The following is a 17,217-nucleotide window of genomic DNA, read 5'->3' as shown; positions in this document are numbered from 1 at the left end:
TCGTGTCGGACCATCATTCGCCGGTCTTCGCCTATGAGGACGATCCGGACCTGCCGGGGTGGAAACGCTGGCAGTTTCGCGATGCGACGCGGTACAATGCGTTTATCGAGCCGCTGCACGTCCGTGTCGAGGGCGACATCGCCCGCGTGCGGATGCTGCCGCGGCGGGATCATTCGAACATGCGCGACAATGTCCATGGCGGGGCGCTGCTGGGGTTCATGGATGTCGCGCTGTTCGCCGCGTCGCGCGGCTTCGGGGTGCTGGGTGCGGGCGGTGCGGTGACGCTCGACCTGTCGGCGCAGTTCATCGGCGGCGGCGCGATCGGCCAGCCGCTCGAGGCGCGGATCGAACTGCTCCGCGAGACGAGCCGGATGCTGTTCCTGCGCGGCCTAATCGTGCAGGACGGACTGCCGACGATCGCCAGCTTCACCGGCACGCTGCGCAAATCCACGCCCCCGCCATCGTTGCGCTAGTCGCTCACCGCAGTCGGCCGCGTGCCGGGGGCCCTCCTCCCCACGGCCGACACCCCAGGACGGTCGCGACGACCGGGAGCCCTGCATGACCAAAGTCCTCAACGCCTATGACGCCCTGGTCGCGGCGGGCGAGTTGCGTACCGATCCCGAGCAGCGTGCCGCCGCCGAGCGGCTCGACGCGCTGGCGGCCGCGCTGGAACGTCCGCGCAGGGCGGGGTTGCTCGCCCGGCTGACCGGCCGTGGGCCGGCCGCGCCGCGCGGCATCTACATGTTCGGGGATGTCGGCCGCGGCAAGTCGATGATGATGGACCTGTTCTTCGCGAACGTCGCGATGGCGCGGAAGCGCCGCGTCCATTTCTCCGAATTCATGATCGAGGTGCACGGCCGCATCGCGATCGAGCGCCGCAAGGAGGCGGGCGACCCGATCGCGCCGGTCGCCGCCGCGATCGCCGACGAGACGCGCCTGCTCGCCTTCGACGAGATGATGGTCACCAACTCGCCGGACGCGATGATCCTCAGCCGGCTGTTCACCGCCCTGATCGAGGCGGGGGTGACGATGGTCACCACGTCGAACCGCGCGCCGGGGGACCTCTATCGGAACGGCCTCAACCGCGAGCATTTCCTGCCCTTCATCGCGCTGATCGAGGCGCGGCTGGATGTGCTGACGCTCAACGGCCCGATCGATTACCGCCGCGACCGCTTGGGCCAGCAGAACACTTGGCTGGTACCGAACGGGCCGGAGGCGACGGCGAACCTTTCCGCCGCCTTCTTCCGCCTGACCGATCACGAGGTGACCGAGCCGATCCCGGCGGAGGATCTGACCGTGCAGGGACGGACGCTGCATGTGCCCAAGACGTTGAAGGGCGTCGCCGTCTTTTCGTTCCGCAAGCTCTGCGGGGAGGCAAGGGGCGCCGCCGACTATATCGCGGTCGCGCGCCGTTTCCACACCGTCATACTCGTCGGCATTCCCCGGCTCGGCCCGGAAAACCGCAACGAGGCGGCGCGGTTCGTCGCGCTGATCGACGCGCTGTACGAGCACAAGGTCAAGCTGCTCGCCGCGGCGGATGCCGAACCCGACGCCCTCTACCCGGAGGGCGACGGGCGGTTCGAGTTCCAGCGCACCGTCAGCCGGCTGGAGGAGATGCGGTCGGAGACGTATCTGGCGCAGGGGCACGGAACAGGCTGATCGCCGCGACCGGCCATACCGCGGTCGTCGTGGCCGGCCGGATCGAGATGGCCCGGCATCCGGTGCCGCGCGGCGCCACTGGCCCGGCTCGCCGCCACAGCGTCGCGCCGCCGGAGCGGGCGGCCAGGCGATAGCGGTTCAGCAACGTGGCCGCCGACGGATCGCCGAGCACGAAGCGACGGTAATCGAACCCTGCGCCGCGCCCAATGTGCGGCATTGCCGGAGAGCGCCGCGGGTCGTCGAAAAGGATCGCGTCGGGCGGGTGGCACCACAGGTCGGCGACAATTTCGGCACGCACGCGGCGTGCCAGCGGTCCGTCCTCGCCGGTGCGCGCCACGCTGGGCAACGTCCATAGCAACAGGCCGCGCATCGGCCACACCAGCCGCCGACGCTCGACGAGCGGAAACGCGTCCCAGCTGTGCGCCGAGACGAGCGCGAATGTCGCGCCGGGGGGAAGCGCCTCGACTGCGGTGGTGATCCCCGCGAGGCGCGAGGGGCGGAAAGGGCCGACCAGCACGACGATCAGCGCCGCCGCGAACAGCGTCAGCCACGCCAGCATCCGCGCCGCCAACCGGCGTTCGTCGGCGAGCAGCAGCCACGCCGCCCAGGTGACAGCGATCGTCACCGGCGCGGCATGATACGGGAAGCCCTTGCCCTGTACCGCATAGATCGCGAGGCATGCCGTCGCGTTGACCGCGGCCGCGGCGACGGACGGCGAAAGCCGCGCCGCGGCCAGCAACGCAGCGCCACCCAGCACCCAGACGGGGGCATAGACCTGTCCAGCCCAGAGCGTGGCGAACGGCGGCTTGAAATCGGCATAGGCCGACAGGACGAGCGGCAGCTGGTCGGTGACATAGGCCGGCGTCGCCACGCGGATCGCGACGAGGTAGGCCGCGGCGAGCAGTGCGATCGTCACCGTCTCCGGCCGCGCGATCCGCCACTGCCGACGCAGGCGCCAGCCGAGCCACAGATCGAGCAGGATCGGCACCAGCACGAAATGCGGCTTCATCGCAAAGCCCCAGCCAGCCAGCCCCGCGACGGCGACTGCCAGCGACGGGGCCGTCGGGGCGCCTGCGGCGCGGCGGGCGATCAGCAGCGCATAGGGCAGGCCCCCGACCGCCATCAGTACGTCGCGTTCGCCGAAGCTGAAACCGCCGGCAAGGATCAGGATCGCGGCGGCGACGGTCCGGTGGCGCCCGGCGCCGCGCCCGACCAATGCGCCGACCAGCGCCGCCGCGGCGACGATCCGCGCCATCACCGCCGCGATCGCCAGATGTGCCGGATCGATCCCGATCGCGTCGGCCGCGCGGGTCAGCGGCATGGCCTCCCAGAACCACAGCGGCGGATTCGATTCGACGATGTCGCGATAGAGGCGCGCGCCGCCCAGCACCTGCCGCGCCACCCAATATTGCCACGCCACATCGTTGTTGAGTGGCAGGTCCCAGGCCAGCGCCGTCAGCAGCGCCCAGGCGAGGATCAGCGCGGCGATGCCGGCGCGTAACCGTCGCGCATCGGCGGGTGGGTGGAACGAAGACATTGCCGGCTTCTAGGCGCGAAATGCTTTCGACGGCGTTCACCGTGTACCCCGCGGCGCGCGATGCGGCGGAAATCTTAAGGCGTGGGCGCTAGCCGGGACGCATGGCGGTCGAACGCGATCACATGCTGGATACGATTCGCGGTGGCGCGATCCTCGCCGTGCTCGTCTTCCATCTGCGCATCGCGACCGGCGTGCCGGCGCTCGACCGGGCGTTGCGCCCGATCGTCGATGTCGGCTGGGTCGGTGTCGACCTGTTCTTCGTGCTCAGCGGACTGCTGGTCGGCACGATGATCCTGGCGGAGGCGGACAGCCCCGCCGGCTTCTCCCGCAGCCGCTTCTTCGCGCGGCGGGCCCTGCGGCTGTGGCCGGTGCTCTACCTCTACCTGGCGGCGATGATGATCGCCGGCGGCGGCGCAGCGTGGGCGATGGTGTCGCCCGTGCTGTTGCACGTCCAGAATTATGCGACGCATGGGCCGAGCCACCTCTGGTCGCTGGCGGTGGAGGAGCATTTCTATCTGGTCGCAGCGCTGGGCCTGCCGTGGCTGCTGCGGCGTGGGGCCGGACGCGTGGCCATCGTGCTGGTGGCGGTGCTGATCGGATGTCTGGTGCTGCGGATCGCCGCGCTGGCGGGCGGTGCGCCGCCGACGGCCGTTCAATGGCAGACGCCCTACCGGATCGATGCCATCGCTGCGGGGGTGTTGCTGGCGTGGGGCGAGCGCTATCGGCCCGGCCATGTCGCACGCGTCTTGCGGCATCGACGCTGGTGTATCGCGGGCGCGGCGGCGGGGTTCGCACTGCTGGCGTATGTCGACGACGTGCAGTGGCGCTATGGGGCAGGGCTGACCATCGCCTGGGGCGCGAGTGCGCTCCTGATCCTCGGCCTTCGTCACCGGCCGCGGACATCGCCGTTTGCCGGTCCCGTGGCGGCGCTGGGCTGGCTGGGCGGCATCTCCTATTCCCTGTACATCTGGCATGCGAGCCTGGCGCAGGTCGCCGATGCGCTGGCGACGGCGATGGGGATCGACGATCCGCCGGTCGCGACGGCGTGGCGCTACGCCGTCGCGACCGGCGGCGCCGCCGCGATTTCGGCCTGTATCGAACGGCCGTTCATGGCATCGCGATACCGGCTGGCGAACCGCTCCGCACCCTCCGACCATGGGTCAGCACAGCATATCGCTATTGCGAATAGTTATCATAGATAGTTGACGGGGGTCGCTGATCGGTGGTTGTGCGGCCGTGCCAATGGGCCTATGCGGCTTGGCCAACCACGCCTTGCCCTCGTCTGGGCCTGAACGGAGATGGATTGGATGGCTCGCAAGAAGATCGCGCTGATCGGCGCCGGCAACATCGGCGGCACGCTCGCGCACCTCGCGGCGCTGAAGGGGCTGGGCGACATCGTCCTGTTCGACGTCGCCGAGGGCGTGCCGCAGGGCAAGGCGCTCGACCTTAGCCAGTGCGGACCGGTCGAGGGTTTCGACGCGACGATCATCGGCTCGAACGACTATGCCGACATCGCCGGTGCGGACGTCATCATCGTCACCGCCGGCGTCGCGCGCAAGCCGGGCATGAGCCGCGACGATCTGCTCGGCATCAATCTCAAGGTGATGAAGGCGGTCGGCGAGGGCATCAAGGTCAATGCGCCGGACGCCTTCGTGATCTGCATCACCAACCCGCTCGACGCGATGGTCTGGGCGCTGCGCGAGTTCTCCGGCCTGCCGCATCACATGGTCGTCGGCATGGCCGGCGTGCTCGACAGCGCGCGGTTCAGCCACTTCCTGGCGGACGAGTTCAAGGTGTCGGTGAAGGACGTCACCAGCTTCGTGCTGGGCGGCCATGGCGACACGATGGTGCCGGTCATCAGCTACTCTACCGTGTCGGGCATCCCCGTTCCGGACCTCATCAAAATGGGCAGGTCGTCGCAGGAGCGCATCGATGCGATCGTCAAGCGGACGCGCGGCGGCGGCGGCGAGATCGTCGCGCTGCTCAAGACCGGCTCGGCCTATTATGCCCCCGCGACCAGCGGCATCGCGATGGCGGAGGCGTATCTGTACGATCAGAAGCGCGTGCTGCCGGCGGCCGCCTATGTCGATGGCCAGTACGGCGTCAACGATCTGTACGTGGGCGTGCCGGTGGTGATCGGGGCGGGCGGCGTCGAGCAGATCGTCGAGATCGCGCTCGACGACGAGGCGAAGGCGAACCTGACGGTGTCGGTCGACGCGGTGAAGGAGCTGCTCGTCGCGTGCAAGGGGATCGATGGTTCGTTGAACTGATCGTGCATCGCGGGCCTTCATGTGTCCCCGCGAAGGCGGGGACCCGGGACTGGGCTCCCGCCTTCGCGGGAGCACATGGAGCGGCGTAGTGAAGTCCGGCTGCGTCTATATGATGGCCAGCCGGCTGAACGGGACGGTCTACACGGGTGTGACCAGCGACCTGCCTGCCCGGGTGTATCAGCACCGCAACGGACTGGTCGAGGGCTTCACCAAGACATACGGTTGTACGCTTCTGGTTTGGTATGAGGCCCATGACGATCTGGAAGCGGCGCGATATCGCGAGCGCCAGTTGAAAAAGTGGAACCGGGCCTGGAAGTTGCGACTGATCGAAGAGAGAAACCCCGATTGGCTCGATCTGTTCGAGTCGCTGTTCGGATGACGCAAGCTGGGCTGCCGCCATCGTGGCAGCGCAAGAGGAAGAGAACCTAGATGAGCATCCTCGTCAACAAGAACACCAAGGTCATCACGCAGGGGATGACCGGCGAAACCGGCAGCTTCCATACCAAGGCGGCGCTGGATTACGGCACGCAGATGGTCGGCGGCGTGACGCCGGGCAAGGGCGGGACCGAGCATCTCGGCCTGCCCGTGTACAACACCGTCGCCGAGGCGAAGTCGAAGACCGGCGCCGATGCGTCGGTGATCTACGTGCCGCCGCCCTTCGCCGCGGATTCGATCCTGGAGGCCATCGATGCCGAGATCCCGCTGATCGTCGCCATCACCGAAGGCATTCCGGTGCTCGACATGGTGCGCGTCAAGCGCGCGCTGTCGGGCAGCAAGTCGCGGCTGATCGGGCCGAACTGCCCCGGCGTGCTGACGCCGGGCGAATGCAAGATCGGCATCATGCCGGGCAGCATCTTCAAGCAGGGCAGCGTCGGCGTCGTCTCGCGCTCGGGCACGCTCACCTATGAGGCGGTGTTCCAGACCTCGAACGCCGGGCTCGGCCAGACCACCGCGGTCGGCATCGGCGGCGATCCCGTCAACGGCACCAACTTCATCGACGTGCTCGAACTGTTCCTCGCCGACGAGGCGACGCAGTCGATCATCATGATCGGCGAGATCGGCGGCGACGCCGAGGAGCAGGCCGCGCAGTTCCTGATCGACGAGGCGAAGCGCGGCCGACGCAAGCCGATGGCGGGCTTCATCGCGGGTCGCACGGCGCCTCCGGGTCGCCGCATGGGCCATGCCGGTGCGATCGTGTCGGGCGGCAAGGGCGATGCGGAGAGCAAGATCGCGGCGATGGAAGCCGCCGGGATCAAGGTCGCGGCGAGCCCGTCGGAACTGGGTTCGACGCTGCTCGAAGTGCTGAACGGTTAAACGACGATCCCTCTCCCATCGGGAGAGGGAGGGAGCGCCGTAGGGTGCCCGTGAAGTATTGCTTTCATGGGGTCCCGCAGGCGCGGAAGGGTGAGGGCAGTGGGCCCTTCCCCTTCGACCCTCATCCTCCCACCCGCTGGCGCGGGCGGGCCCCTCCTTCTTCCAAGGGGAGAAGGGTATAGGAAGTTACCATGGGCTACGAAGGTCAGGATTTTAGCGACATCGCCAGCGGCGTGTCGCCTGCGTTCATCGAGGCGCTCTACGCGAAGTACCAGGCGGACCAGTCGTCGGTCGACCTCGGCTGGCGCGGGTTCTTCGAGGGGCTGGAGGCGGGCACCGGCGGGCCGAGCTGGACCAACAAGCGCTGGCCGCTGACGACGACCGACGACCTGACCGCCGGCCTCGACCCGACGCAGATGGAGCCCGCCCCCCGGCCGGCGAAGGGCGGCAAGCCCGCCCCCGCCGCGGCGGCCGCGCCGTCGAAGGACGACATCATCAAGGCAGCCGGCGATGCGATCCGCGCGCAGCTGCTCATCCGCACCTATCGCGTCCGGGGCCATCTCGCCGCCAATCTCGATCCGCTCGGCCTGTCGCACCGCGACATGCCCGAGGACCTGCGTACCGAATATCACGGCTTCACCGACGCCGACATCGATCGCCCGGTCTACCTCGGCGGCACGCTCGGTTTCGAATGGGCGACGGTGCGTGAGCTCGTCGACACGCTGCGCCGCAATTATTGCGGCAACGTCGGCCTCGAATACATGCACATCGTCGATGTCGAGGAACGCCGCTTCCTCCAGGACCGCATGGAGGGCAAGGACAAGGCGATCGAGTTCAGCGTCGACGGCAAGAAGGCGATCCTGAGCAAGGTCATCGAGGCCGAGCAGTGGGAGAAGTTCCTCGGCAAGAAGTATGTCGGGACGAAGCGCTTCGGCCTCGACGGCGGCGAAAGCATGATCCCGGCGCTGGAAAGCGTCATCAAGTACGGCGGCCAGGCGGGCGTGCGCGAAATGGTGTTCGGCATGGCGCATCGCGGCCGGCTGAACGTGCTCGCCAACGTCATGGCGAAGCCGCTGCGCGTGATCTTTCACGAATTCGCCGGCGGGTCGGCGAACCCCGACGACATCGGCGGATCGGGCGACGTCAAGTATCACCTCGGCACCTCGACCGACCGTGAGTTCGACGGGCACAAGGTGCATATGTCGCTGGTCGCCAACCCCTCGCACCTCGAGGCGGCGGACCCGGTCGTGCTCGGCAAGACGCGCGCGATCCAGACGATCGCCGGCGACCTCAAGGAGCATACTGGCGCGCTGCCGGTGCTGATCCACGGCGACGCGGCGTTCGCGGGGCAGGGGATCGTCTGGGAATGCCTCGGCTTCTCCGGCATCCGCGGCTACAATACGGGCGGCTGCGTCCATTTCATCATCAACAACCAGGTCGGCTTCACCACCAGCCCGCAATTCGCGCGATCGTCGCCCTATCCCTCGGACGTGGCGAAGGGCGTGCAGGCGCCGGTGTTCCACGTCAACGGCGACGATCCCGAGGCGGTGACCTTCGCGACCAAGATGGCGATCGAGTTCCGCCAGAAGTTCCATCGCGACATCGTCATCGACATGTGGTGCTATCGCCGCTTCGGCCACAACGAAGGCGACGAGCCGGGCTTCACCCAGCCGCTGATGTACAACACGATCCGTTCGCATCCCGGCGTCAGCGAGATCTACGGCAAGCGCCTGATTTCCGAAGGCGTGATCGACCAGGCGTGGCTGGATGAAAAGGTCCACCAGTTCACGACGCTGCTCGAGGGCGAGTTCGAGGCGGGCGCGAGCTACAAGCCCAACAAGGCGGACTGGTTCGCCGGTCGCTGGTCGGGCCTGTCGGCGCCGACCGACGGCGGCACCGAGCGGCGCAACGTCGAGACGGGCATCGAGCTGAAGCTGTTCGACGCGCTCGGCCGGACGCTGACGACGGTGCCGGAGGGCATCCAGATCCACAAGACGCTGTCCCGCGTCCTCGATGCCAAGCGCCAGATGTTCACCAGCGGCGCGAACTTCGACTGGGCAACCGGCGAGGCGCTGGCGTTCGGATCGCTGCTGTCGGAGGGCTATGGCGTCCGTCTGTCGGGGCAGGATTCGGGCCGCGGCACCTTCTCGCAGCGGCATGCCGTGTGGGTCGACCAGACCGACGAGCACAAATACGTGCCGCTGACGACGGTGGAGCACGGCCGGTTCGAGGTGCTCGACAGCCCCTTGAGCGAATATGGCGTGCTCGGCTTCGAATATGGCTATGCGCTCGCCGATCCCAAGACGCTGGTGATGTGGGAGGCGCAGTTCGGCGATTTCGTCAACGGCGCGCAGATCATGATCGACCAGTTCATCACCAGCGGCGAATCCAAGTGGCTGCGCGCCAACGGCCTCGTCATGCTGTTGCCGCACGGCTACGAGGGGCAGGGCCCCGAGCACAGCTCGGCACGCCCGGAGCGCTTCCTGCAAAGCTGCGCGCAGGACAATATCCAGGTCGCGAACTGCACCACGCCGGCGAACTATTTCCACCTGCTGCGCCGGCAGATGCATCGCAACTTCCGCAAGCCGCTGATCGTGATGACGCCCAAGTCGCTGCTCCGCCACAAGCTGGCGGTGTCGGCCGCGGCGGACTTCCAGGGCGACAGCCACTTCAAGCGCATCCTGTCCGACACCAACGGTGCGGCGGACGCCGACACGAAGCGGCTGGTGCTGTGCACCGGCAAGGTCGCCTACGACCTGATCGAGGCGCGCAACGCCGCGGGCGACACCGACACGCAGATCGTCCGGATCGAACAGCTCTATCCCTTCCCCGGCGACGCGCTCGCCCGCCGGATCGCGCGGATGCCGAAGCTGGAACATGTCGTCTGGGCGCAGGAAGAGCCGAAGAACAACGGTTACTGGTTCTTCGTCGAGCCGCTGATCGAGGAATCGCTCGCCGCTGCCGGATGTGCGGTGACGCGCGCGCGCTACGCCGGCCGCGCCGCCGCCGCCTCGCCCGCGACCGGGCTGATGAAGCGGCACACCGCCGAACAGGGTGCGCTGGTCGCCGACGCGCTCGGCCACAACGTCCGCGAGGAAATCCGCCGTACCCGCAGCGAGGGGTCGACGACGACCGCCCGCCCCGCACAGGCTCCCAGCAGCTAACCACCCCCCGATCGAGACCCCGCCTCCCCGGGGAGAAGGATGCAAGCAATGGCAACCGAAGTCACCGTGCCCGTATTGGGTGAATCCATCACCGAAGCGACCGTGGGCGAATGGCTCAAGCAGCCGGGCGACCCGGTCAAGGCGGACGAGCCGATCGCCAGCCTGGAAACCGACAAGGTGTCGGTCGAGGTGCCGTCGCCCGTCGCCGGCGTGATGGGCAGCCATGCGGTTCAGGTCGGCGATACGGTGCAGGTCGGCGCGATGCTCGCGACGATCGAGGCCGGCGGTGGCGCGGCGGCCTCGCCGGCGCCCGCCGCTCCGGCGCCTGCCGCCGCTCCGACCACCCCGGCAGCGGCCCCCACGGCTGCGCCCGCGCCTGCGCCCGCCGCGGCCCTGCAGCCGGAGGCGTCGAACGATTCGCCCGCCGCCCTGTCGCCGTCGGTCCGTCGTGCGGTGCTGGAATACGGGCTCGACCCGTCGTCGATCACCGGCACCGGCAAGGACGGGCGCATCACGCGCGAGGACGTGACCGCCGCCGCCGCGTCGAAGCCGGCGGCAGCGCCGGCCCCCGCCGCCTCGCCAGCGCCCGCCGCTGCGCCCGCGACGGGTCGCAAGGAAGAACGCGTCAAGATGACGCGCCTGCGCCAGACGATCGCCAAGCGCCTGAAGGAGGCGCAGAATACCGCGGCGATGCTGACGACGTTCAACGACGTCGACATGTCCGCGGTGATCGCGGCGCGCGCTAAATACAAGGATCTGTTCGAGAAGAAGCACGGCGTGCGGCTGGGCTTCATGGGCTTCTTCGTGAAGGCCGCGACGATGGCGCTGAAGGACATTCCGTCGGTCAACGCCAGCATCGAGGGCGACGAGATCGTCTATCACGATTACGCCGACATCTCGGTCGCGGTGTCGTCGCCGGGCGGCCTCGTCGTGCCGGTGATCCGCGATGCGCAGGACCTGACGGTCGCGGGGATCGAGAAGACGATCGGCGATTTCGGCAAGCGCGCCAAGGACGGCACGCTCAAGATGGACGAGATGCGCGGCGGCACGTTCACCATCTCGAACGGCGGCGTGTTCGGTTCTCTGATGTCGACGCCGATCATCAACCCGCCGCAGTCGGCGGTGCTCGGCCTGCACCGGATCGAGGACCGCCCGGTCGTCGTCGACGGACAGGTCGTGGTGCGCCCGATGATGTACCTCGCGCTCAGCTATGATCACCGGCTGATCGACGGCCGCGAGGCGGTGACGTTCCTCGTCGCGCTCAAGAACGCGATCGAGGACCCGACGCGTATCCTGATCGACCTGTAAGGGTCGCGACCCCGACCCACCCCGGCGACGGCCGGGGCCCAGTTGGGAAGGCGGCGGTGACGAAGCGCCTCGCTCTTCCCATATGTCCCCCAACTGGACCCCGGCCCGCGCCGGGGAGGAGACCTCAAGATGGCCGACGAACAGCAATACGATTATGACGTCCTCGTGATCGGCGCCGGCCCCGGCGGCTATGTCGCGGCGATCCGCGCGGCGCAGCTGGGGTTGAAGACCGCGTGCGTCGACAGCCGCGAGACGCTGGGCGGCACCTGCCTCAACGTCGGCTGCATCCCGTCGAAGGCGATGCTGCACGCGTCGGAATTCTTCGACGCCGCGACCAATGGCACGATGGCGCAGATGGGGATCAAGGTCACCGCCGAGCTCGACCTCGGCACGATGCACGCGCAGCGGCGCGACGCGGTCAAGCAGCTGACCGGCGGGATCGAATATCTGTTCAAGAAGAACAAGGTCACCTGGCTGAAGGGGCATGCCCGCTTCACCGGCAAGGACAGCGTCGACGTCGCGGGCACCGTGGTGCGCGCGAAGAACATCGTCATCGCCACGGGTTCGTCGGTCACCCCGCTGCCGGGCGTGACGGTCGACCAGACCGTCGTCGTCGACAGCACGGGTGCGCTGGAGCTTGCCAAGGTGCCGCAGCACATGGTCGTCATCGGCGGCGGCGTGATCGGGCTGGAGCTCGGCAGCGTCTGGCGGCGGCTCGGCGCCAAGGTGACGGTGGTCGAATATCTCGACCAGATCCTGCCCGGCTTCGACGGCGACGTCCGCAAGGAAGCACAGAAGATCTTCAAGAAGCAGGGGATGGAATTCCGCCTGTCGACCAAGGTCACGGGCGTCGCGGTGGCGGACGGTGCCGCCACGCTGACGGTCGAGCCCGCCGCCGGTGGCGAGGCGCAGACGATCGCGGCGGATTGCGTGCTGCTCGCGATCGGGCGCCGGCCCAACACCGACGGGCTGGCGCTCGATGCGGCGGGCCTTGCCGTCAATGCGCGCGGGCAGGTCGACATCGACCATGATTTCGCGACGAGCGTGCCCGGCATCTGGGCGATCGGCGACGTCGCGCCCGGCCTGATGCTGGCGCACAAGGCGGAGGACGAGGGGATCGCGGTCGCCGAAAACATCGCCGGGCTGACTGGCATCGTGAACCACGACATCATCCCGAGCGTCGTCTACACGCTGCCCGAATTCGCCGGCGTCGGCCTGACCGAGGAAGCGGCCCGCGCGAAGGGCGAGATCAAGGTCGGCAAGTTCCCGATGATGGCCAACAGCCGCGCCAAGACCAATCACGAGCCCGACGGCTTCGTGAAGATCATCGCGGACGCCAGGACCGATCGCGTCGTCGGCGTCTGGGCGATCGCCAGCGTCGCGGGCACGATGATCGCGCAGGCGGCGCAGGCGATGGAGTTCGGCGCCACGTCGGAGGACATCGCCTATACCTGCCACGCCCATCCGACGCATTCCGAAGCGATGAAGGAAGCGGCGATGGCGGTGACGGGCAAGCCGATCCACATCTGATGCCGCCCGGCGCGACGCCCGATCGCGCCGCGCTGGAGGCGGAATGGCTGTGCCTGACGCGCGAGACGCTGCCGGCGCTGGCGGCATCGCGCCGTTGGCCGGTCCGCGCGGATCATTGTTTCCAGCGCATCTTGCTCGACACGGCGGTGGGCGGCGTCTGGTACGACGCCATCGCCGGCCGACCGGCCTATAGCCACGCGCCGCCTGCGGTGCTGGCGGCAGCGGTGGCGCTCGCGCGGGCGGCGGCGGCCGGCACCGCGGACGTGGCGGACCTCAATCGGCGATCGCTGGCCTGGCGTCGCCAGCGCAAGGCCGGCTAGCGGCAAGCCCGACGCTGCCCGTCGCCTGCAAACGAACCATTGCGCGAGTGCCGGATCACGGCGTCGGGGCGGCATCCGGCGACGGCGGTTCGACGGACGCCGGCGTTCCCGCATTTCGGCAACAGTTTGACACGCGGCACGGACCCTAGCGTTGCACCGGGCGTTGGGCGCCGAGAGGAAGAACCGCGATGGCGGCTCCGCAAAAGGGACCCGATGATCCGTTGGCCGCTACGTTCATGGTGAAACCCGTCGCGGTGGCCGCGATCGCGACGATCGTCGGCGGCTGCACGCCCGCGCTGCTCGATCCTGCCGGACCGGTCGCGTCGGGAGAGCGCACGCTACTCATCAATTCGGTCGCGATCATGCTCGGCATCGTCGTGCCGGTGATCGTCGCGACGATCGTGTTCGCCTGGTGGTTCCGCGCGTCCAACACGCGCGCGCGGCACCGACCCGACTGGTCCTATTCGGGCAAGCTCGAATTGCTCGTCTGGTCAGTCCCGCTGCTCGTCATCATCTTTCTCGGCGGCATGGGGTGGATCGCCAGCCACCGGCTCGATCCGTCGCGCCCGATCGCCGCGCGGCAACGGCCGCTGACGGTTCAGGTGATCGCGCTCGACTGGAAATGGCTGTTCATCTACCCCGAACAGGGCATCGCGAGCGTCAACCGGCTGGTGATCCCGGTCGGTACGCCGGTCACTTTCCGCATCACCTCGGCCACCGTCATGAACAGCTTCTTCGTGCCGCGGCTCGGCAGCCAGATCTACGCGATGGCGGGGATGGAGGCGAAGCTGAATCTGATGGCGGATCGCCCCGGCCGCTTCCGCGGCCTGTCCGCGCATTACAGCGGCGAGGGCTTCTCCGACATGGCCTTTGCGGTCGACGCGATACCGGCCGGCGCGTTCGCGGGCTGGGCGGCCAAGGCGAATGGGCAGGGGCCGGCGCTCGACGGTCGCGCCTATCTGGCGCTCGCGCAGCACAAGGCGGCTGCGCGGCCGTTCACCTATCGCAGCGTTCCGGCGGGCTTCTTCGCGGCCGCGGTGCGACAGGCGGGCGCCCCCGTCCACGACACGCAGCGCGGCGGGCGGGAGAGCTGAGCCATGTTCGGAAAGCTGACGCTCCATTCGGTCCCATGGGACCAGCCGATCCCGCTGATCGCCGCCGCGGTCGTCGGCGGGCTGTTGCTCGCCGCGCTGGTCTGGACGTGGCGCGCCGGGCACATCCCCTATCTGTGGCGCGAATGGATCACCTCGGTCGATCACAAGCGGATCGGGGTGATGTACTGCATCTTCGCCCTCGTCATGCTGGTCCGCGGCTTCGTCGATGCGGCGATGATGCGCAGCCAGCAGGCGGTCGCCTACGGCAATCCCGGTTACCTGCCGCCCGAGCATTACGACCAGATCTTCTCAGCGCATGGGACGATCATGATCTTCTTCGTCGCGATGCCGTTCGTGATCGGAATCATGAATTTCGTCGTGCCGCTGCAGCTCGGCGTGCGCGACGTGGCGTTTCCGACGCTCAACAACGTCAGCTTCTGGCTGACCGCAAGCGGCGCGCTGCTCATCAACCTCAGCCTAGTGATCGGCGAATTCGCAAAGACCGGCTGGCTCGCCTATCCGCCGCTGTCGGAGCTGCGCTTCTCGCCCGGCGTCGGTGTCGATTACTATCTGTGGGCGTTGCAGATTTCCGGCGTCGGCACGCTCCTGTCGGGCGTCAACCTCGTCACCACCATCCTCAAGATGCGCGCGCCCGGAATGGGCTATACCCGGATGCCGATGTTCTGCTGGACGGCGCTCGCCTCCAACCTGCTGATCATCGCCGCCTTTCCGATCCTGACCGCCTGCCTCGCGATGCTGCTGCTCGACCGCTACCTCGGCTTCCATTTCTTCACCAACGATGCCGGCGGCAACCAGATGATGTTCGTCAACCTCATCTGGGCGTGGGGGCATCCGGAGGTGTACATCCTGATCCTGCCCGCATTCGGCATCTTCAGCGAAGTGGTGTCGACGTTCTCCGGCAAGCCGCTGTTCGGCTACCGCTCGATGATCGTCGCGACGATGGTCATATGCATCCTGTCATTCATGGTGTGGCTGCACCACTTCTTCACGATGGGGGCGGGGGCCGACGTCAACGGCTTTTTCGGCGTGACGACGATGATTATCGCGGTCCCGACGGGGGTGAAGGTCTTCAACTGGCTGTTCACCATGTACGGCGGGCGCATCCGTTTCCACGTGCCGATGATGTGGGCGGTGGCGTTCATGATAACCTTCGTCATCGGCGGGATGACCGGCGTCCTGCTGGCCGTGCCGCCCGCCGATTTCGTGCTGCACAACTCGCTGTTCCTCGTGGCGCATTTCCACAACGTCATCATCGGTGGCGTATTGTTCGGCTGTTTCGCGGGATATAATTACTGGTTCCCGAAGGCGTTCGGTTTCACGCTCGACGAATATTGGGGGAAGGCGGCATTCTGGTTGTGGGTGATCGGCTTCTACGTCGCGTTCATGCCGCTGTACGTGCTGGGGCTGATGGGCATGACCCGCCGGATGCAGCATTACGACGTGCCCGAATGGCATCCGTGGCTGATCGCGGCGGCGTTCGGTGCGCTGATGATCGCCGGGGGGATCGCGTGTCAGGTCATCCAGCTCTACGTCTCGATCAGGCGGCGCAAGGACCTCGTCGACCGCAGCGGCGATCCTTGGGACGGGCGCAGCCTCGAATGGATCACCACCTCGCCGCCGCCGCCGTTCAATTTCGCGGTGCTGCCCGACGTGAAGGGCGAGGAAGCCTATTGGGGCATCAAGGGCCAGGCGCGCGAGAACCGCGAACTGTCCGAGCGTCCGCGCTACGAGGCGTTCCACATGCCGCGCAATTCGCCGACCGGCGTCGTTACCGCCTTCTTCACCACCGCGCTGGGCTTTGCGGCGGTCTGGCATATCTGGTGGCTGTTCGCGCTCGGCTTCCTCGGTGCGTGGGCGACCTTCGTCGTCTTCGCCTGGCGCGACGAGAACGAGATCGAGGTGACCGCCGCCGATGCGGAGCGGCTCGACCGGGACCGCCGTGACGCCAAGGCGGCCTTGCTCGACATTCCCGCGGACGCCCGCGCATGAGCGGCGATCCGCACAAGCTGGGCCGTGGCGACACCGCCCCCAGCGAACGGGGGCCGGCGCCCAAGCGGATCGTCGTCGCCTATGGCTTCTGGATCTTCCTGCTTACCGACTTCATTCTCTTCGCCGGGTTCTTCGCGGCCTATGCGGTGCTGGCCAAGGCGACCGCGGGCGGGCCGGCGGCGCGCGACATCGTCGAACTGCCGATGGTCGGTGCCGAAACCGCGCTGCTGCTCGCGTCCAGCTTCGCCTGCGGCATGGCGGGGATCGCGACCGCGGCCAAGAACCGCTTCTGGTTCCAGGCGGCGATGGCGGTCACCGCCGTGCTCGGCGCCGGGTTCCTGGCGCTGGAGCTCCATGAATTCCTAACGCTGATCGGCGCGGGGCACGGCCCGCAGCGCAGCGCCTTCCTGTCGGCCTTCTTCGCGCTGGTCGGGTGCCACGGGGTGCACGTCCTGCTCGGGCTGGTGTGGCTGACGACGATGATGGCGCAGGTGCAGGCCAAGGGCTTCCGCGAGGAAACCGTCCGCCGCATCGCGTGCTTCAGCCTGTTCTGGCATGCGCTCGACATCATCTGGGTGGCGCTGTTCACCATGGTCTATCTGCTGGGAGTCGCGCGATGAGCGACGATACCGAACTCGACGACGATCGCGCACCCGGCGAGGGCGGGGGCGAGGCCGACGATATCCGCGGCCAGGTGCTGACCTATAGCGCGGGGTTCGTCCTCGCCGCGATCCTGACCGCGGCGTCGTTCGCGGTGGTGCACAGTAATTATGTCTACGGGCCGGCGATCCCGGTCGCGCTTGTCGCGCTCGCGATCGCCCAGATGGGGGTGCACCTCGTGTTCTTCCTCCATGTCACCAGCGGGCCGGACAACACCAACAACGTGCTCGCACTGGCGTTCGGCGTGCTGATCGTCGGGCTCGTGCTGATCGGATCGATCTGGATCATGGCGCATCTCGATCACAATCTGATGCCCGCGGGCATGCCGGCGATGTGAGCGCCCCCGCGCCG

General features: G+C 67.9%; 15 protein-coding genes. 14 read left to right on the top strand and 1 reads right to left on the bottom strand.

What is annotated here, in order from left to right:
• Nucleotides 1-2: 2 nt before the first annotated feature.
• Entirely contained in the window at nt 3-473 is a 471-nt protein-coding gene (locus LPN01_RS01540; protein ID WP_262826593.1) for a PaaI family thioesterase, read from the top strand.
• Nucleotides 474-558: 85 nt separating this feature from the next.
• Entirely contained in the window at nt 559-1,659 is a 1,101-nt protein-coding gene (gene zapE / locus LPN01_RS01535; RefSeq protein ID WP_262826592.1) for a cell division protein ZapE, read from the top strand.
• On the opposite strand, the gene LPN01_RS01530 is transcribed toward zapE, so the two are convergent.
• Complete coding sequence (locus tag LPN01_RS01530; protein WP_262826591.1) at nt 1,598-3,196, bottom strand: hypothetical protein; 1,599 nt, start codon at nt 3,194-3,196, stop codon at nt 1,598-1,600. The two genes, zapE and LPN01_RS01530, sit on opposite strands and share 62 nt — an antisense overlap.
• Nucleotides 3,197-3,318: 122 nt before the next feature.
• Here LPN01_RS01530 and LPN01_RS01525 point away from each other — a divergent pair, with 122 nt between their 5' ends.
• The 12 genes from LPN01_RS01525 to cyoD all read left to right on the top strand — a co-directional run bounded on the left by LPN01_RS01525 (nt 3,319) and on the right by cyoD (nt 17,203).
• Nucleotides 3,319-4,398 carry an acyltransferase family protein gene (locus tag LPN01_RS01525; RefSeq protein WP_262826590.1) on the top strand — a complete coding sequence of 360 codons (1,080 nt, stop codon included), beginning with the start codon at nt 3,319-3,321 and terminating at the stop codon, nt 4,396-4,398.
• A 105-nt stretch (nt 4,399-4,503) separates the two neighbouring features.
• A complete protein-coding gene (mdh, locus tag LPN01_RS01520; protein WP_262826589.1) occupies nt 4,504-5,466 on the top strand; it encodes a malate dehydrogenase in 963 nt (320 codons plus the stop codon).
• A 109-nt stretch (nt 5,467-5,575) separates the two neighbouring features.
• Nucleotides 5,576-5,845 carry a GIY-YIG nuclease family protein gene (locus tag LPN01_RS01515; RefSeq protein ID WP_262827041.1) on the top strand — a complete coding sequence of 90 codons (270 nt, stop codon included), beginning with the start codon at nt 5,576-5,578 and terminating at the stop codon, nt 5,843-5,845.
• A 50-nt stretch (nt 5,846-5,895) separates the two neighbouring features.
• Nucleotides 5,896-6,780 (top strand): succinate--CoA ligase subunit alpha, encoded by an 885-nt coding sequence (gene sucD, locus LPN01_RS01510; RefSeq protein ID WP_262826588.1) that lies wholly within the window; start codon nt 5,896-5,898, stop codon nt 6,778-6,780.
• A gap of 191 nt (nt 6,781-6,971) precedes the next feature.
• A complete protein-coding gene (locus LPN01_RS01505) occupies nt 6,972-9,944 on the top strand; it encodes a 2-oxoglutarate dehydrogenase E1 component (protein WP_262826587.1) in 2,973 nt (990 codons plus the stop codon).
• Nucleotides 9,945-9,992: 48 nt separating this feature from the next.
• Entirely contained in the window at nt 9,993-11,252 is a 1,260-nt protein-coding gene (gene odhB, locus LPN01_RS01500) for a 2-oxoglutarate dehydrogenase complex dihydrolipoyllysine-residue succinyltransferase (protein ID WP_262826586.1), read from the top strand.
• Nucleotides 11,253-11,381: 129 nt separating this feature from the next.
• Nucleotides 11,382-12,782 (top strand): dihydrolipoyl dehydrogenase, encoded by a 1,401-nt coding sequence (gene lpdA, locus LPN01_RS01495; protein WP_262826585.1) that lies wholly within the window; start codon nt 11,382-11,384, stop codon nt 12,780-12,782.
• Nucleotides 12,782-13,102: a GCN5-related N-acetyltransferase gene (locus tag LPN01_RS01490; RefSeq protein WP_262826584.1), complete on the top strand. Its 321-nt coding sequence runs from the start codon at nt 12,782-12,784 to the stop codon at nt 13,100-13,102. The genes lpdA and LPN01_RS01490 overlap by 1 nt, the downstream gene beginning before the upstream one ends.
• A gap of 236 nt (nt 13,103-13,338) precedes the next feature.
• Nucleotides 13,339-14,196, top strand: a complete 858-nt coding sequence (gene cyoA / locus LPN01_RS01485) for a ubiquinol oxidase subunit II (protein ID WP_262826583.1) — start codon at nt 13,339-13,341, stop codon at nt 14,194-14,196.
• Nucleotides 14,197-14,199: 3 nt separating this feature from the next.
• On the top strand, nt 14,200-16,206 hold the full coding sequence (gene cyoB, locus LPN01_RS01480) for a cytochrome o ubiquinol oxidase subunit I (protein ID WP_262826582.1): 2,007 nt from the start codon (nt 14,200-14,202) through the stop codon (nt 16,204-16,206).
• The gene (gene cyoC, locus LPN01_RS01475) at nt 16,203-16,826 is read left to right on the top strand and encodes a cytochrome o ubiquinol oxidase subunit III (protein WP_262826581.1); all 624 of its coding nucleotides are present in this window, start codon (nt 16,203-16,205) and stop codon (nt 16,824-16,826) included. Before cyoB ends, cyoC begins: the two co-directional genes overlap by 4 nt.
• A complete protein-coding gene (gene cyoD, locus LPN01_RS01470; RefSeq protein WP_262826580.1) occupies nt 16,823-17,203 on the top strand; it encodes a cytochrome o ubiquinol oxidase subunit IV in 381 nt (126 codons plus the stop codon). Before cyoC ends, cyoD begins: the two co-directional genes overlap by 4 nt.
• Nucleotides 17,204-17,217: the final 14 nt, after the last annotated feature.

This window comes from Sphingomonas sp. A2-49, from assembly GCF_025548555.1.
Taxonomy (GTDB): domain Bacteria; phylum Pseudomonadota; class Alphaproteobacteria; order Sphingomonadales; family Sphingomonadaceae; genus Sphingomonas.
The sequence above is the reverse complement of the archived record's forward strand: the minus strand, read 5'-3'. Positions and strand labels throughout refer to the sequence as shown.

Excerpts from the sequence above, each read along its gene's own strand:
- LPN01_RS01515 (WP_262827041.1), top strand. The coding sequence starts at position 5,576 with ATGATGGCCAGCCGGCTGAACGGGACGGTCTACACGGGTGTGACCAGC.
- LPN01_RS01505 (WP_262826587.1), top strand. The coding sequence starts at position 6,972 with ATGGGCTACGAAGGTCAGGATTTTAGCGACATCGCCAGCGGCGTGTCG.
- cyoB (WP_262826582.1), top strand. The coding sequence starts at position 14,200 with ATGTTCGGAAAGCTGACGCTCCATTCGGTCCCATGGGACCAGCCGATC.
- lpdA (WP_262826585.1), top strand. The coding sequence starts at position 11,382 with ATGGCCGACGAACAGCAATACGATTATGACGTCCTCGTGATCGGCGCC.
- cyoA (WP_262826583.1), top strand. The coding sequence starts at position 13,339 with ATGGTGAAACCCGTCGCGGTGGCCGCGATCGCGACGATCGTCGGCGGC.
- mdh (WP_262826589.1), top strand. The coding sequence starts at position 4,504 with ATGGCTCGCAAGAAGATCGCGCTGATCGGCGCCGGCAACATCGGCGGC.
- odhB (WP_262826586.1), top strand. The coding sequence starts at position 9,993 with ATGGCAACCGAAGTCACCGTGCCCGTATTGGGTGAATCCATCACCGAA.
- cyoC (WP_262826581.1), top strand. The coding sequence starts at position 16,203 with ATGAGCGGCGATCCGCACAAGCTGGGCCGTGGCGACACCGCCCCCAGC.
- LPN01_RS01490 (WP_262826584.1), top strand. The coding sequence starts at position 12,782 with ATGCCGCCCGGCGCGACGCCCGATCGCGCCGCGCTGGAGGCGGAATGG.
- LPN01_RS01525 (WP_262826590.1), top strand. The coding sequence starts at position 3,319 with ATGCTGGATACGATTCGCGGTGGCGCGATCCTCGCCGTGCTCGTCTTC.
- LPN01_RS01530 (WP_262826591.1), bottom strand. The coding sequence starts at position 3,196 with ATGTCTTCGTTCCACCCACCCGCCGATGCGCGACGGTTACGCGCCGGC.
- zapE (WP_262826592.1), top strand. The coding sequence starts at position 559 with ATGACCAAAGTCCTCAACGCCTATGACGCCCTGGTCGCGGCGGGCGAG.
- sucD (WP_262826588.1), top strand. The coding sequence starts at position 5,896 with ATGAGCATCCTCGTCAACAAGAACACCAAGGTCATCACGCAGGGGATG.
- cyoD (WP_262826580.1), top strand. The coding sequence starts at position 16,823 with ATGAGCGACGATACCGAACTCGACGACGATCGCGCACCCGGCGAGGGC.